The following is a 14,814-nucleotide window of genomic DNA, read 5'->3' as shown; positions in this document are numbered from 1 at the left end:
GTCTTCGGCGCTCGCCAAGATGTGCCAGAGTTGCCACGTCCGCCCTGTCAGCACGTACCGTACGGCAGCACAGGTGGGACCAGGTGGGGCAGCGGGAAGGGGCAGCCGGTTTGACCACGCACGCACCGCAGGCGGCGCAGGCCGTCACGCTGCCCACGACGCTGGACGAGGCCGTGGCGGCGCTCACCGCCGTGCCCGCCGCCGTGCCCGTGGCCGGCGGCACCGACCTGATGGCCGCCGTCAACTCCGGGCAGCTCAGGCCCGCCGCGCTCGTGGGCCTCGGCCGGATCAGCGAGATCCGCGGCTGGCAGTACCAGGACGGCCACGCGCTGCTCGGCGCGGGCCTCACGCACGCGCGCATGGGCCGCCCCGACTTCGCGGCGCTCATCCCCGCGCTCGCCGCCGCCGCGCGCGCCGCCGGGCCGCCGCACATCCGCAACGCGGGCACCCTCGGCGGCAACATCGCCTCGGCCGCCCCCACGGGCGACGCCCTGCCGGTGCTGGCCGCCCTGGAGGCGACCCTGATCATCGCGGGCCCGGGCGGAGCCCGCCGGGAGATCCCCGTCTCCCACCTGCTCGCCGGGATGGACATGCTGCGCGCCGGTGAACTCATCGGCTACGTGCGCGTGCCGCTGCTGCACGCCCCCCAGGTCTTCCTCAAGGCCACCGGCCGCACCGGCCCGGGCCGCGCGGTCGCGTCCGTGGCCGTCGTCCTGGACCCCGCGCGCCGGGGCGTGCGCTGCGCGGTGGGCGCCATAGCGCCGATGCCGCTGCGGCCCCTGCAGGCCGAGCAGTGGGTCGGCGGGCTCATCGACTGGGACAACGACCGCGCGCTCGTCCCGGAGGCCCTGAACGCCTTCGGGGAGTACGTCGCCGCGGCCTGCATCCCCGACGCCGCCCCGGGCGAGGACGGTTTGGTACCGCAGCTCCCGCCCGCCGTACTGCACCTGCGGCGCACCGTCGCCGCGCTGGCCCGACGAGCACTGGGGAGGGCGCTGTCGTGACCGACGACCAGCACGGAGAGGGCACGCCCCGCAGCGGCAGCCGCTGGGACCCGCTGCCCCAGGGCGAGTACGACGACGGCGCCACCGCCTTCGTGGAACTTCCCGAGGGTGGCGTCGACGCCCTGCTGGCCGCCGACAGCCCGCTCGCCGCGCCGGGCCACGGCTACGTGCCGCCGCAGATAACGGTCACCCCCGCGACGACGGCCGGCACCGACCCGGCCGCCACCGGCAGCTGGCCGGTGCCGGGCGCGCCCGTCGACGGGGCGCAGTGGCACGAACCCCACCCGGGGCACGGGCCGCAGCACGGCCACGACGTGCCGGAGCCGCCCTACGGCCCCGACCCGTCCTACGGCTCACAGGCGCCGTACGGCTCGGGGACGCCCTACGGCGCCGCGGCCCCCTACGGCACCGGAGCGGGGCAGCACGACGCAGGACCGCACGGTGGCGACGACCGGTTCACCTACGAGCCGGGAAGCAGCGGGCAGTGGACCTACGAGGAGCCCGGGGCGGACCGGCCGGCGCCCGGCCACGACGTGACCGGACAGTGGTCGATCCCCGTCGCCGGGGGAGACCTGCCCGACGAGTCGGGCGAGTTCACGACGTCCTCGCTGGTCGAGCAGTGGGGCGGCACCCCGCCCGCGACCCTGCCGGGCGGCGCGCCCGCCCCCTGGGCGACCCAGGCCGCCGGAGAGCCGTGGGGCCGGCAGGCCCCGGCCGGGCAGGAACACCCGGGCCCGGACCACGGCCCGGCGGAGCACGGCACCGCCCAGGGCTACGCCCCGGAGCAGCGGCAGGACGGGCCCTCGCCGGAGGGGACCGGACCGCACGGGGACCACGCCTCGGAGGGGCACTCGATCCCCGGGGGTGACCACGCGGGTGCCTCGGCGGACCACCCGGACCTGCCCGGCGAGCACGCGGATCCCCCGGGGAGCCCGTCCCCGCCCGGTGATCACGCCGGGTCCTCGGACGGGCACCCGGCCCCGCACGCCGACCACACCGGCTCCTTCGCGGAGCACTCCGTCTCGCACGGGCAGCACCCGGCCGCCCCGGCCGACCAGGCGACCCCGCACGAGGACCACGCGCCGCCGCGCGGTCGCCACGCGGGCACGCGCGGAGGTCACGCGGGGCCGCACCAGGACCCCGCGACGCCGCACGAGACGCACGCGGCCCCGGACCGGGACCCCGCCGCACCCCAGGACGCGCCCGCGGCCTCCCACGGCGGTCACACGGCTGCACCGGCCCTCCACGAGAGCGACCCCGACGCCTCCCACGGGACCCGCATCCCCGGGGACGAGCCCCGCACCGACCCGCACGGCCGCTTCGCGTACGCGCCGGAGCACACGCCGCAGACCCCCGGCGCCGGGCACACCGACGGCACCGGCCACGCACCGGACGAGCCCGCGGCCGCGGAAGCCCCGGTCCCCGGACACGGGCAGCAGTCGTCCGACCCCGACGGCCACGGCACCGACGCGGCGACCCGCGGGCTGCCCGGACGCCACGGGCACGGGCCGGACGGCGTCCCCTCCGAGGCCGGCCCCGAGGCCACGACGCCCGGGCCGGAACAGCCCGGCCACGCCCCCGAGCCCTCCGACGGACCCGGACACGCCCCGGACGCCGGGGACCCGGCCGGAACCGAGCCCGGGGCCGCCCGGCCGCACCCCGGGACCGAGGCCCCCCAGGACTCCGAGGAGCCACAGGCCGCCCAGGAGGCCGCGGAGCCCGCTCCCGGCACCGGCGAACCCGCCGCCCACGCCGAGGACGCCTCTCAGGCCCGGGAGGGCGCCGACGGCACCGCGGAACCGGCCGCCGGTCCCTCTCCCGAGGCGGACGGCGAACCGGAGTCCGCCGAGCGCGGGATCCCGGACGGCCCGGCGCCCGACGGTGCCCCGGCCCCCGCGGGTGCGCGCGAGCCCGGTGCGCCGGGCGAGTCCGCCACCACGGTCCCGCAGGAGGAACACCCCCTCGCCTCCTACGTCCTGCGCGTCAACGGCGCCGACCGCCCCGTCACGGAGGCCTGGATCGGCGAGTCCCTGCTGTACGTGCTGCGCGAGCGGCTCGGGCTCGCGGGCGCCAAGGACGGCTGCTCGCAGGGCGAGTGCGGGGCGTGCAACGTCCAGGTCGACGGACGCCTCGTCGCCTCGTGCCTGGTCCCCGCCGTGACCGCCGCCGGCAGCGAGGTCCGCACCGTGGAGGGGCTGGCCGAGGACGGGCAGCCGTCGGACGTGCAGCGCGCGCTCGCCCGCTGCGGCGCCGTGCAGTGCGGCTTCTGCATCCCCGGCATGGCGATGACCGTGCACGACCTGCTGGCGGGCAACCCGGCCCCGACCGAGCTGGAGACCCGCCAGGCGCTGTGCGGCAACCTGTGCCGCTGCTCCGGCTACCGGGGCGTGGTGGAGGCCGTCAAGGAGGTCGTCGCCGAGCGCGAGGCGCTGGCCGCGCCCACCGACGCGGACGGCGACGAGGCCCGCATCCCGCACCAGGCGGGCCCCGGCGCCGGCGGCGTGCACGCCTCGGCCTTCGGAGCGCCCCCGGAACCGCCCGCGGCCGGACCGCACTCCCCGGAACCGCATGACCAGCCCTACGGCCAGGACGGAGGCCCCGCGTGAGCAACGAAGCAGCCACCGCGCAGGCCGCGGAGGCGCCCCCCGCCCCCGAGCCCCTGCCGCACGGCCTGGGCGCCTCCCTCCCGGCCGCCGACGCCCGCGCCAAGACGGAGGGCACCTTCCCGTACGCCGCCGACCTGTGGGCCGAGGGCCTGCTGTGGGCGGCCGTGCTGCGCTCCCCGCACCCGCACGCGCGCATCGTGTCCATCGACACCACCCACGCGCGCGAGATGCCCGGCGTGCGCGCCGTCGTCACCCACGAGGACGTCCCCGGCAGGCCGTTGCACGGCCGCGGCACGGCCGACCGCCCGGTGTTCGCCTCCGAGGTGGTGCGCCACCACGGCGAGCCCATCGCCGCCGTCGCCGCCGACCACCCCGACACCGCGCGCATGGCGGCCGCCGCCGTCATCGTCGAGTACGAGGTGCTCGACCCGGTCACCGACCCGGAGCAGGCCTTCGAGGCCGAGCCGCTGCACCCCGACGGCAACCTGATCCGGCACATCCCGCTGCACCACGGTGACCCCGAGGCGGCCGGCGAGGTCGTCGTGGAGGGCCTGTACCGCATCGGCCGCCAGGACCCCGCGCCCATCGGCGCCGAGGCGGGCCTGGCCGTACCGCGCCCGGACGGCGGCGTGGAGCTGTACCTGGCCTCCACCGACCCGCACGCCGACCGTGACGCGGCCGCCGCCGCGTTCGGTCTGGAACCCGAGCGCGTCAAGGTCGTCGTCACGGGTGTCCCCGGCGCCACCGCCGACCGCGAGGACCGCAGCTTCCAGCTGCCGCTCGGCCTGCTGGCGCTGCGCACCGGCTGCCCGGTGAAGCTCACCGCCACCCGCGAGGAGTCCTTCCTCGGGCACACCCACCGCCACCCCACGCTCCTGCGCTACCGCCACCACGCCGACGGCGAGGGGCGGCTCGTCAAGGTCGAGGCGCAGATCCTGCTCGACGCCGGCGCCTACGCCGACACCTCCGCCGACGCCCTGGCCGCCGCGGTCGCCTTCGCCTGCGGCCCGTACGTCGTGCCGAACGCCTTCATCGAGGGCTGGGCCGTCCGCACCAACAACCCCCCGTCGGGCCACGTGCGCGGCGAGGGCGCCATGCAGGTCTGCGCCGCCCACGAGGCGCAGATGGACAAGATCGCCAAGAAGCTCGGCCTCGACCCGGCCGAGGTGCGGCTGCGCAACGCCCTGGCCACCGGCGACGTCCTGCCGACCGGCCAGACCGTGACCTGCCCGGCCCCGGTCGCCGAACTCCTCCACGCGGTGCGGGACTTCCCGCTGCCACCGCTGCCCAAGGACACGCCCGAGGACGAGTGGCTGCTGCCCGGCGGGCCCGAGGGCGCGGGCGAACCGGGTGCCGTGCGCCGGGGCGTGGGCTACGGCGTGGGCATGGTGCACATGCTCGGCGCGGAGGGCGCGGACGAGGTCTCCACGGCGACCGTGAAGGTCCACGACGGCGTGGCGACGGTGCTGTGCGCGGCCGTCGAGACCGGCCAGGGCTTCACCACCCTGGCCCGGCAGATCGTCCAGGAGACCCTGGGCGTCGACGAGGTGCACGTGGCGCCCGTCGACACCGACCAGCCCCCGGCGGGCGCGGGCTGCCGCGGCCGGCACACCTGGGTGTCGGGCGGCGCGGTCGAGCGCGCGGCCAAGATGGTCCGCACCCAGCTCCTCCAGCCGCTCGCCCACAAGTTCGGCATGTCCACGGAGCTGCTGCAGATCACCGACGGCAAGATCACCTCGTACGACGGTGTGCTGTCGACGACGGTCACCGAGGCGCTGGACGGCAAGGAGCTGTGGGCCACCGCCCAGTGCCGCCCGCACCCGACCGAACCGCTGAACGAGGCCGGACAGGGCGACGCGTTCGTCGGCATGGCCTTCTGCGCGATCCGCGCGGTGGTCGACGTCGACATCGAGATCGGCTCCGTACGGGTCGTGGAACTGGCCGTCGCCCAGGACGTGGGCCGCATCCTCAACCCCGCGCAGCTGGCCGCCCGGATCGAGGCGGGCGTCACCCAGGGCGTGGGCATCGCGCTCACCGAGAACCTGCGTACGCCCCGCGGCCTGGTCCGCCACCCCGACCTGACCGGGTACGCCCTGCCGACGGCGCTCGACGCGCCGGACATCCGCATCGTCCGGCTGGTCGAGGAGCGGGACGTGGTGGCGCCGTTCGGCGCGAAGGCGGTCAGCGCGGTGCCGGTGGTGGCCTCCCCGGCCGCCGTCGCCTCCGCCGTGCGCGCCGCCACGGGCCGGCCGGTGAACCGCCTGCCGATCCGCCCCCAGGCCGCGGTGGTCACGGACCGCTCCTGACGCCGCTCACCGGCGCGGTCGTCCTGGTCACGTCCTGCTCACCGGTGGGGCCCTTGCGCTGCACGGGCGGGACCTCCGAACGGACCGCGGCCCGGCGGTCACGACCGGACGCGGCCCGGCGATCGGGGGCGGAAGGGAACGCGGGCGGGTGTTCCGGGCGTCTGGAGAGGTGACGGGGTGCGCGGGCCGGACGTCCGGCTCGCGGGCGCGTCGCTGTTCCGGGGCGTTGTCAGTGGTGACGCGTAGTGTTCCGGTCAGTGGGGGACGGCTGCCGGGCCTGGCCGGGCGGTTCGCCGTGCCCCCTTCGGGGGACGGTGGGCGAGCGCATGCGGGGGACTTCATGAGGACGACGGACGCCGGCTCCGTGACGATCACTCTCACCGGGCCCGAGCTGGACCCGTGGGTGGCGTACGTGCCCACGGGGCACTGGCTCACCGGTTACGGACTGCCGTTCGCCGACCGCGTGCCGCGCGTCGGGGAGCCGGGCCGCGACGGCCTGCGCACGGTCGCCGACCCGGCGGGCGTCCCCGGCGACCTCCTGCCGCCGGGGCTGCGCGAGCAGCCGGAGACAGCGGGACTGCTCGCCACCGGGGGCACGGGGACGGAATCCGTGCTTCCGGCCGGGGCGACGGGCGGTGTCCCCGCCACGCACTTCCGCCAGGACGCTCCGGTCCTGATGGACCGCCGGCCCCTGGCCCCGTCCCTGCGGACGCTGGTCCGCTGTGCGGAGATCACGGACGAGCTGGCGGGCCTGCGGCGCCAGTTCGCCTCCTACGCCGGCCGCTGCGCCCCGGAGGCGGTGGCCGAGGCGTCCCGGCACCTGCTCTCCGTCCTCCGCGACGGGGAAGACGGCGAACCGGGTCCCTTCGCGGTGATGGCGCCGCTGCTCCGCCCCCTGTCGCTGATCGCGGGCCGGGACGGCGGCTCCGGCCTGTCCCTGGACCTCCCGCACCGCCTGCTGGACCAGGAGTTCGGCCCGCGCGGGACGGTCCGCTTCGAGGACGTCGACTTCCCCGCGGCCCTCACCCACGAGCCGACCCGCCGCTTCCTGCGCGAGGTCGGCCTGCCGGAGGATGCACACGTCTTCTCGCTCGACACCGACATCCCGCTGGCGACACCGGCCGAATACCACGCCGACTGCGAGGCCCCGGCCTGCCCGCCCACCGGGGCCGGCCGCCTGCTACGGCTCGGCCGGCTGGTGGAGGACCACAGCCTGCTCGTCGACGGCGAGACGGGCGCGGTCCTCGACTGGGACGAGACCGAGTCGGCACTGCGCCCGCTGACCACGGACGTCTCCACGCTCGCCTTCACCCTGTGGCTGCTGCGCCGGGAGCGGACACCGGAGGCCCGCGCGGCCCACGCGCTGACGCCCGACGCCCACGACCAGGTGGCCATGACGATGCTCCAGGTCCTCGCCGCGGTCGACCCGGCAGGTGTCACGGAGGGCCGCACGGACGGGCACCGCCGGACCCGGGCGTCGGGGCGGGCCGGGCGCGGTGAGGCAGCCGTGACAGCCGCCCGCTGAGGCCCCGGCAGCCCCCGGACGCCGGCTGACCGGGCCGGCGTCCGGCGACGAAAGAGGCCGTGGCGGGATTCGAACCCACGTAACTCGCTTTGCAGGCGAGCCCCTGAACCACTCGGGCACACGGCCGTGTTCGCACTCGGTGCAGTGAACGTAGGGCGCGGGGGACCGGGGGTTCAAGGGAAGCCGGCGGGGTGCAACGGGACTGCCACACGGCGTTCACGAACGGCCGGGACGTACGACCAAGGTCCCGGGGCGGGGGCGTCTCGCGACAGGGGTCAAACGGGGGCACGGGCCTTACGCTGGCGGGCATGAGTGTCCCGAAGCCGCGTGACGCGGACGTCGTAGGTGCCGATGACCTGCTCCCCGTCCCCGGGGCGGAGGAGACCGTGCTGGGGCGGACCCACCGCGCCCTGAGCTTCGGCATCGTCTCCGTCGTCCTGCTCATCGCCTTCGAGGCCACGGCCGTCGGCACGGCGATGCCCGTCGCCGCGCGGGAGCTGGACGGGGTGCCGCTGTACGCGTTCGCCTTCTCCGGGTACTTCACGACCAGCCTGTTCGGGATGGTGCTCTCGGGCCAGTGGTCCGACCGGCGCGGTCCCCTCGGGCCGCTCACCACCGGTATCGCCGCGTTCGGGGCCGGCCTGCTGCTGTCGGGCACCGCCGGGGCGATGTGGGTGTTCATCCTGGGCCGCGCCGTGCAGGGACTCGGCGGCGGACTGGTGATCGTGGCCCTGTACGTCGTCGTCGGACGGGCCTACCCGGAGCGGCTGCGGCCCGCCATCATGGCCGCGTTCGCCGCGAGCTGGGTGCTGCCCTCGATCGTCGGCCCCCTCGCCGCCGGCACGGTGACCGAGCGACTGGGCTGGCGGTGGGTGTTCGTCGGGACACCCGTGCTCGTCGTCCTTCCGCTCGCGCTCGCCCTGCCGCAGATACGGCGGCGTGCGTCCGGCCCCGTGGAGGACTCGGTCCCGGCGGATCCGTCCGGCCCCACGGGGTCGTCCTCCGCCTCCTTCGACCGGCGCCGCATCCGCCTCGCCCTCGCCATCTCCCTCGGGGCCGGCCTGCTCCAGTACGCCGCGCAGGACCTGCGGCCCCTGTCGCTGCTGCCCGCGGCCGCCGGTGTGGCGCTGCTCGTGCCCGCCGTGCTCGGGTTGCTGCCGCGCGGCACCTACCGGGCCGCCCGCGGGCTGCCCTCCGTCGTGCTGCTGCGCGGTGTCGCGGCTGGGTCGTTCATCGCCGCCGAGTCGTTCGTGCCGTTGATGCTGGTCACCCAGCGCGGACTCAGCCCGACGCTGGCCGGCTTCTCGCTGGCCGCGGGCGGCGGGACGTGGGCGCTGGGGTCGTGGGTGCAGTCGCGGCCGCGGGTGGAGCCGTACCGGGAGCGCCTGGTCACGGTCGGGATGCTGCTCGTGGCGGCGGCCGTCGCCACCGCGCCGAGCGTGCTCGTCGACTCCGTGCCCGTGTGGACCGTGGCCGTGGCCTGGGCCTTCGGCTGCTTCGGCATGGGCCTGGTCATCTCGTCCACGAGCGTGCTCCTGCTGAAGCTCTCCGCCCCGGAGGAGGCCGGCAGCAACTCCGCCGCCCTGCAGATCTCCGACGGCCTGTCCAACGTCGTCCTGCTCTCCGCAGGCGGCGCCGCCTTCGCCGCCCTGGGCGGAGGCACCGCGTCCCACACGGCCGGCCGGGCCGCCGGCTCCCACCCGGCCGCCTTCGCCGCGGTGTTCCTCCCGATGGCCGTGGTCGCCCTGGTCGGTGCGTGGGTCTCGACGCGGCTGCGTGAGGCGGGCCCGAAGTCCGGCTGAGCGGCCACCGGTGGAAAAGCCGTGGTCACGGCCCTGATCAGGGCCGTAGGGGCATGCCCGAACTCCGCCTGCCCCTCGACCCCGGCGTCCGCCGGGACCTCGACGACCTCGCCGACGCGCAGGGCCGCACGCCCGAAGAGGTCGCGCTCGACGCCGTGCGCGCCCATCTGCGGCAGGAGGGGACGCGGGTGCGCGGCGTCGCCGGGGAGCCGGCACGCGAGCACGCCGACCTGCTGCGAAGGCTCGGCGAATGACACGGCAGACCCGTTTCCCGACCGTCGCCGAGGTCACGGCATCGCCGCGATCGCCTTCGGCGGGCGTCCGCCCGAGGCCCGGGCCCCCGGGCTGCCGGCCTCCGCCGTGCACCGGCCCCGCGCCCGGATGTTCGGCACGCCCGCCTACCGGGATCTGTACGAGCAGGCCGCCGCCCTCCTCCATGCGCTCGCCACCAACCACCCGCTCGTCGACGGGAACAAGCGCACGGCCTGGCTGGCCACCGCCGTCTTCCTCGCCCTCAACGGCGTCGACCCGGCCGGGGTGGACCAGGACGTGACGTACACACTGGTCGTCGACGTGGCGTCGGGGGCGGAGACGGACGTCGCACGGATCGCGCAGCGGCTGCGGGAGCTGTGACGCCGGCTGCGGAGCCGCCGGGCCGACCCGATCGGTCGCGCGGGACCGCGCAGGCCGCGACGCGGACTGCGCCGGCCCTGGTGCGGTCCGGGTCGCCCCTGGTGCGAGCTGTGCCGGCCGTGATGCGGGCTGCGCGTCGGCCCTGACGAGAGAACCGCGGGCCGGTGGCCCGGGCCGGGGCCCCCGGCAGGGAGCGCGGCGCCCGGGCGTTGTGACGTGGGTCCCACCCGTCCGCGGCGCGGCCCGGTCCGGGCGTGGCGCGGCTCGGGGCGCCGGTAGGGTGGCCCGGTTGTCATACGTAGCCGAGCCGTCAGGCTCCTCGCACGAGCCGCCCGACCCCCAACGGAGACCGTGACTACCACCGCCGGCACCAGCACTGCCTCGCACCACCTGTCCCCGGCGTTCCCCGGCCGCGCCCCCTGGGGTACCGCCGGGAAGCTGCGCGCCTGGCAGCAGGGCGCGATGGAGAAGTACATCCAGGAGCAGCCGCGGGACTTCCTGGCGGTCGCCACCCCCGGCGCCGGCAAGACGACCTTCGCGCTGACGCTGGCGTCCTGGCTGCTGCACCACCACGTCGTGCAGCAGGTCACCGTGGTGGCCCCGACCGAGCACCTGAAGAAGCAGTGGGCCGAGGCCGCGGCCCGCATAGGCATCAAGCTCGACCCCGAGTACAGCGCCGGTCCGCTCGGCCGGGAGTACCACGGCGTCGCCGTCACCTACGCCGGTGTCGGCGTGCGGCCCATGCTGCACCGCAACCGCGTGGAGCAGCGCAAGACCCTCGTCATCCTCGACGAGATCCACCACGCCGGTGACAGCAAGTCCTGGGGCGAGGCCTGTCTGGAGGCGTTCGAGCCCGCCACGCGGCGGCTGGCCCTGACCGGTACGCCCTTCCGGTCGGACACCAACCCCATCCCCTTCGTCACGTACGAGGAGGGCAACGACGGCATCCGGCGCTCCGCCGCCGACTACACCTACGGCTACGGCAACGCTCTCGCCGACAACGTCGTCCGGCCGGTCATCTTCCTCTCCTACAGCGGCAACATGCGCTGGCGCACCAAGGCCGGTGACGAGGTCGCCGCCCGGCTCGGCGAGCCCATGACGAAGGACGCCGTCAGCCAGGCCTGGCGGACCGCGCTCGACCCGCGCGGCGAGTGGATGCCGGCCGTGCTGCGCGCCGCCGACCAGCGGCTGACCGAGGTCAGGAAGGCCATCCCGGACGCGGGCGCGCTCGTCATCGCCTCCGACCAGGACTCGGCCCGCGCGTACGCCAAGCTGATCCGGGACATCACCGGCAGCAGGGCGACCCTCGTGCTGTCCGACGACTCCGGCGCCTCCGAGCGGATCGACGAGTTCAGCAACAACACCGACCGGTGGATGGTCGCGGTGCGGATGGTGTCCGAGGGCGTCGACGTGCCCCGGCTCGCGGTGGGCGTCTACGCCACCACCATCTCCACGCCGCTGTTCTTCGCGCAGGCCGTGGGGCGCTTCGTGCGGTCCCGGCGGCGCGGCGAGACGGCCTCGGTGTTCCTGCCGACCGTGCCCGACCTGCTCTCCTTCGCCAACGAGATGGAGCGCGAGCGCGACCACGTCCTCGACAAGCCGAAGAAGGCGGGCGAGGAGGACCCGTACGCCGAGTCCGAGAAGGAGATGGACGAGGCCAACCGGGAGCAGGACGAGGACACCGGTGAGCAGGACATGCTGCCCTTCGAGGCACTGGAGTCCGACGCCGTCTTCGACCGGGTCATGTACAACGGCGCCGAGTTCGGCATGCAGGCCCATCCCGGCAGCGAGGAGGAGCAGGACTATCTCGGCATCCCGGGACTGCTCGAACCCGACCAGGTCCAGCTGCTGCTGCAGAAGCGGCAGGCCCGGCAGATCGCGCACAGCCGCAAGAAGCCGGACGAGGAGGCCGACCTGCTCGAACTGCCCGCCGAACGGCGGCCGGTGGTCTCCCACAAGGAGATGATGGAGCTGCGGCGGCAGCTCAACACCATGGTCGGCGCGTACGTCCACCAGAGCGGCAAGCCGCACGGCGTGATCCACACCGAGCTGCGGCGGGTGTGCGGGGGGCCGCCGGCGGCGGAGGCGACGGCGGGGCAGCTACGGCAGCGCATCGCCAAGGTGCAGGAGTGGGCCACGCGCATGAAGTGACGGGCCGGACGGACCCCACACAACCTGGGGGGCGCGCATACCGCCGCAAACGCAAGCAGTACGCCCCGGGGGATGACCGGATTCTGGACGGAGCCTTCCGCTGAGCGAACCGGCTTCGCTACTGTCCCGCTACGCACACGCCCCGTGGCAGCGCCGCCGCGGAGCGCAGCCGTGAAGCGACGCGGCCCGGACAGGCCGGGCCGCCGGCCGATCGGCGGCCTCTGAAGCGCGTCGCCGACGGGACCCGGTGACGCATCCGCCGACCGGAGAGCCGCCGACCTCACCACTAAGGAGTGGGCGTCGTGACCGCGGAGACCTCTCAGACGCTCGACCGGGGACTGCGCGTCCTCAAGCTGCTCGCCGACACGGACCACGGACTGACCGTGACCGAGCTGTCCCTGCGGCTGGGCGTGAACCGGACCGTTGTGTACCGGTTGCTCGCGACCCTGGAACAGCACGCGCTGATACGCCGTGACCTGGGCGGACGGGCCCGGGTGGGACTCGGCGTGCTGCGTCTGGGACGGCAGGTCCACCCCCTGGTGCGGGAGGCCGCGATGCCGGCGCTGCGGTCGCTGGCCGAGGACATCGGCGCGACGGCGCACCTGACGCTGGTCGACGGGGCGGACGCGCTCGCCGTGGCCGTGGTCGAGCCGACCTGGACGGACTACCACGTCGCCTACCGGGCCGGGTTCCGCCACCCCCTGGACCGGGGCGCCGCGGGCAAGGCGATCCTCTCGGCCCGTCGCCACCCGCCGGCCGGCCCGGGGTACACGCTGACCCACGGGGAGCTGGAGGCCGGTGCCTGCGGTGCGGCGGCACCGCTGCTGGGCGTGACGGGGGTCGAGGGCAGCGTGGGCGTGGTGATGCTGGCGGACGTGGTGCCGGAACGGGTCGGCCCGAGGGTGATGGACGCGGCCCGGGAGGTCGCCGAAGCCTTGCGCTGACACCCGCCGGACCCCCTCATGCCGGTCATGGGACACACCGGCCGACGCACGCGGGACGGGTGCCGCCCCCCCACACGGGACGACGGGGTGCCGCCCACCCCGAGACCTCCGCACAGAGGCGGGAAGGCCCTGCCCGGCCCCGGGCGCCCCGGCCCCGGGCGCCCCGGCCCCGGGCGGTTCGGGCCCCGCGCGTTAGATTGGCCCCGTGCTCTCTCGCCTCACGCGCCCCCGGGCCCTCGCCGTCTGCGCCCTGCCCGTCGTCGGCCTGCTCGCCACGGCGGTGTTCGCGCCGCTGCCCTTCTCGGTGGCGCAGCCGGGGATGACGGCGAACGTGCTCGGCGAGAACAAGGGCTCCGAGGTCATCACCATTTCGGGAGCGCCCGTCCGGGAGACCCGGGGACAGCTGCGGATGACCACCATCGAGGCCACTTCCCCGGACACCCGCGTCTCGCTTCCCGACGTCGTCGACGGCTGGTTCCGCACCGACCAGGCGGTCATGCCGCGCGACTCGGTCTATCCGAGCGGCGGCGACGTGCGGGAGATCGAGCGGCACAACGAGGAGCAGATGAAGCAGTCCCAGGACGCGGCGACCGAGGCCGCGCTGGACTACCTGGGCCTCGACGGCGAGGACGTGCGGGTCGACCTGGAACTCGCGGACGTGGGCGGGCCGAGCGCGGGGCTGCTGTTCTCCCTCGGCATCGTCGACAAGCTCGACGGCGACGGCACGGGCGGGGACCTCACCGGCGGCCGGATCATCGCCGGCACGGGCACGATCGACGCGGCCGGCAAGGTCGGGGCGGTGGGGGGCGTCGCCCTCAAGACGCAGGCCGCGAAGCGGGACGGGGCGACGGTGTTCCTGGTGCCGAAGGCGGAGTGCCGGGACGCGCGGGCCGAGCTTCCCGAGGGGCTGCGGCTGATTCCCGTGACCACCCTGAAGGGCACGGTGGCTTCCCTGGTGGCCCTGGAGACCGGCAAGGGGTCCGTGCCCAGCTGCTAGGTGCCACCGCTCAGCCGCGTGAACAACCCTGCGGGTCAATACACCTGGTGGGCGGGAACCGCCCGGGGGCGGGTCGCCAGCTTCAGCCCGACCTCCACCAGGGCCCAGCCGACCCGCGTGCGGAGGTCGTCACCGCCGGCGGTGGTGCGGGGGGTGCCGGCTTCGGCGCGGAGTTCGGCGGCGCGGGCGTGGTGCAGGGCGAGGTGGATGTCCGGGTGCATCGGATGGTCGCCTCTCATGGCGTCGTCTGACTGGGAAAGAGGTGCGTGTGGACGCGCACGGTCTCCGCGCCCGGCGCGTTCTGCGGCACCGTGCGGTAGCTCCGCACCAGGTCGTGCATCTTCCCGACCAGCTCGCGGGCCAGTTCCGGGGTGAGCCGCAGGGTGAAGTCGCTCAGGTCGGTGGCGCCGTCCCACTCCTCGGCCCAGTCGTGCGCGGTGCCGAGCCAGGTCGCGACCTCCCGGGTGTGCACGTTCGCGAGCTCGTAGCGGAACAGCGCGACGGCTCCGCGCACGGCCGGGTCGGGGTCGCTGATCAGGGTCGCGTCGAGCTGGACGCCCTGGTCCACGGCCTTCCACCAGCGCTCCCGCCCCTTGCCGCGCCCCGGGTCGTCCGCGACGAAGCCGTGCGCGGCGAGCTGGCGCAGGTGGTAGCTGGTGGCACCGCTCGACTCGCCCAGCTTCTCGGCGAGTTGGGAGGCGGTCGCGGGTCCACCGCGCCGTAGCGCGACCAGCAGCTGCATCCGCAGGGGATGAGCCAGGCCGCGCAGGGACCGGGCGTCGAGAAGGCGGGCGGAGTGTTCGTCGGGCATACACGCAAAGGTAGCGTTGCAAAGACTGCTTTGCA

At 75.6% G+C, this 14,814-nt stretch carries 11 protein-coding genes, 1 tRNA gene and 1 pseudogene; 10 read left to right on the top strand and 3 right to left on the bottom strand.

The features are described 5' to 3' along the window. The first annotated feature begins 110 nt into the window (after positions 1–110). From Q5694_RS15935 to Q5694_RS15920, 4 genes are all read left to right on the top strand, one after another. A complete protein-coding gene (locus tag Q5694_RS15935; protein WP_333933614.1) occupies positions 111–1,004 on the top strand; it encodes an FAD binding domain-containing protein in 894 nt (297 codons plus the stop codon). Then, a complete protein-coding gene (locus Q5694_RS15930) occupies positions 1,001–3,610 on the top strand; it encodes a 2Fe-2S iron-sulfur cluster-binding protein (protein WP_333933613.1) in 2,610 nt (869 codons plus the stop codon). Before Q5694_RS15935 ends, Q5694_RS15930 begins: the two co-directional genes overlap by 4 nt. Beyond that, a complete protein-coding gene (locus Q5694_RS15925) occupies positions 3,607–5,916 on the top strand; it encodes a xanthine dehydrogenase family protein molybdopterin-binding subunit (RefSeq protein ID WP_333933611.1) in 2,310 nt (769 codons plus the stop codon). The genes Q5694_RS15930 and Q5694_RS15925 overlap by 4 nt, the downstream gene beginning before the upstream one ends. 340 nt (positions 5,917–6,256) lie before the next feature. Further along, positions 6,257–7,441: an SUKH-4 family immunity protein gene (locus Q5694_RS15920; RefSeq protein ID WP_443040883.1), complete on the top strand. Its 1,185-nt coding sequence runs from the start codon at positions 6,257–6,259 to the stop codon at positions 7,439–7,441. A gap of 54 nt (positions 7,442–7,495) precedes the next feature. Here the strand turns inward: Q5694_RS15920 and Q5694_RS15915 are convergent. Beyond that, positions 7,496–7,567: transfer RNA gene (locus Q5694_RS15915), tRNA-Cys, on the bottom strand. 182 nt (positions 7,568–7,749) lie between these two features. Between Q5694_RS15915 and Q5694_RS15910 the strand changes: the two genes are divergently transcribed. The 6 genes and pseudogenes from Q5694_RS15910 (at position 7,750) to Q5694_RS15885 (ending at position 13,968) form a co-directional block, all read left to right on the top strand. Continuing rightward, a complete protein-coding gene (locus Q5694_RS15910) occupies positions 7,750–9,243 on the top strand; it encodes an MFS transporter (RefSeq protein ID WP_333933609.1) in 1,494 nt (497 codons plus the stop codon). Between the two features lie 53 nt (positions 9,244–9,296). Further along, positions 9,297–9,497: a hypothetical protein gene (locus Q5694_RS15905; RefSeq protein WP_333933608.1), complete on the top strand. Its 201-nt coding sequence runs from the start codon at positions 9,297–9,299 to the stop codon at positions 9,495–9,497. Further along, positions 9,494–9,876: pseudogene (locus tag Q5694_RS15900) on the top strand (type II toxin-antitoxin system death-on-curing family toxin). Before Q5694_RS15905 ends, Q5694_RS15900 begins: the two are co-directional and overlap by 4 nt. Before the next feature lie 351 nt (positions 9,877–10,227). After that, entirely contained in the window at positions 10,228–12,027 is a 1,800-nt protein-coding gene (locus Q5694_RS15895; protein ID WP_333933607.1) for a DEAD/DEAH box helicase, read from the top strand. A gap of 302 nt (positions 12,028–12,329) precedes the next feature. Next, positions 12,330–12,971 (top strand): IclR family transcriptional regulator, encoded by a 642-nt coding sequence (locus tag Q5694_RS15890; protein WP_333933606.1) that lies wholly within the window; start codon positions 12,330–12,332, stop codon positions 12,969–12,971. 205 nt (positions 12,972–13,176) lie between these two features. After that, a complete protein-coding gene (locus tag Q5694_RS15885; protein WP_333933605.1) occupies positions 13,177–13,968 on the top strand; it encodes a S16 family serine protease in 792 nt (263 codons plus the stop codon). 35 nt (positions 13,969–14,003) lie between these two features. On the opposite strand, the gene Q5694_RS15880 is transcribed toward Q5694_RS15885, so the two are convergent. Beyond that, complete coding sequence (locus Q5694_RS15880) at positions 14,004–14,189, bottom strand: hypothetical protein (protein ID WP_333933697.1); 186 nt, start codon at positions 14,187–14,189, stop codon at positions 14,004–14,006. Positions 14,190–14,203: 14 nt separating this feature from the next. Then, positions 14,204–14,779: an ArsR/SmtB family transcription factor gene (locus Q5694_RS15875; protein ID WP_333933604.1), complete on the bottom strand. Its 576-nt coding sequence runs from the start codon at positions 14,777–14,779 to the stop codon at positions 14,204–14,206. Positions 14,780–14,814 lie beyond the last annotated feature (35 nt).

This window comes from Streptomyces sp. AHA2 (assembly GCF_036857595.1).
Lineage (GTDB): Bacteria > Actinomycetota > Actinomycetes > Streptomycetales > Streptomycetaceae > Streptomyces.
Note: the sequence above shows the minus strand (reverse complement) of the source record. Positions and strands in the feature narration are given on the sequence as shown.

What these genes read in the sequence shown, in the direction of transcription:
- Q5694_RS15910 (WP_333933609.1), top strand. Translation starts at nt 7,750, where the DNA reads ATGAGTGTCCCGAAGCCGCGTGACGCGGACGTCGTAGGTGCCGATGAC.
- Q5694_RS15875 (WP_333933604.1), bottom strand. Translation starts at nt 14,779, where the DNA reads ATGCCCGACGAACACTCCGCCCGCCTTCTCGACGCCCGGTCCCTGCGC.
- Q5694_RS15880 (WP_333933697.1), bottom strand. Translation starts at nt 14,189, where the DNA reads ATGCACCCGGACATCCACCTCGCCCTGCACCACGCCCGCGCCGCCGAA.
- Q5694_RS15920 (WP_443040883.1), top strand. Translation starts at nt 6,257, where the DNA reads ATGAGGACGACGGACGCCGGCTCCGTGACGATCACTCTCACCGGGCCC.
- Q5694_RS15905 (WP_333933608.1), top strand. Translation starts at nt 9,297, where the DNA reads ATGCCCGAACTCCGCCTGCCCCTCGACCCCGGCGTCCGCCGGGACCTC.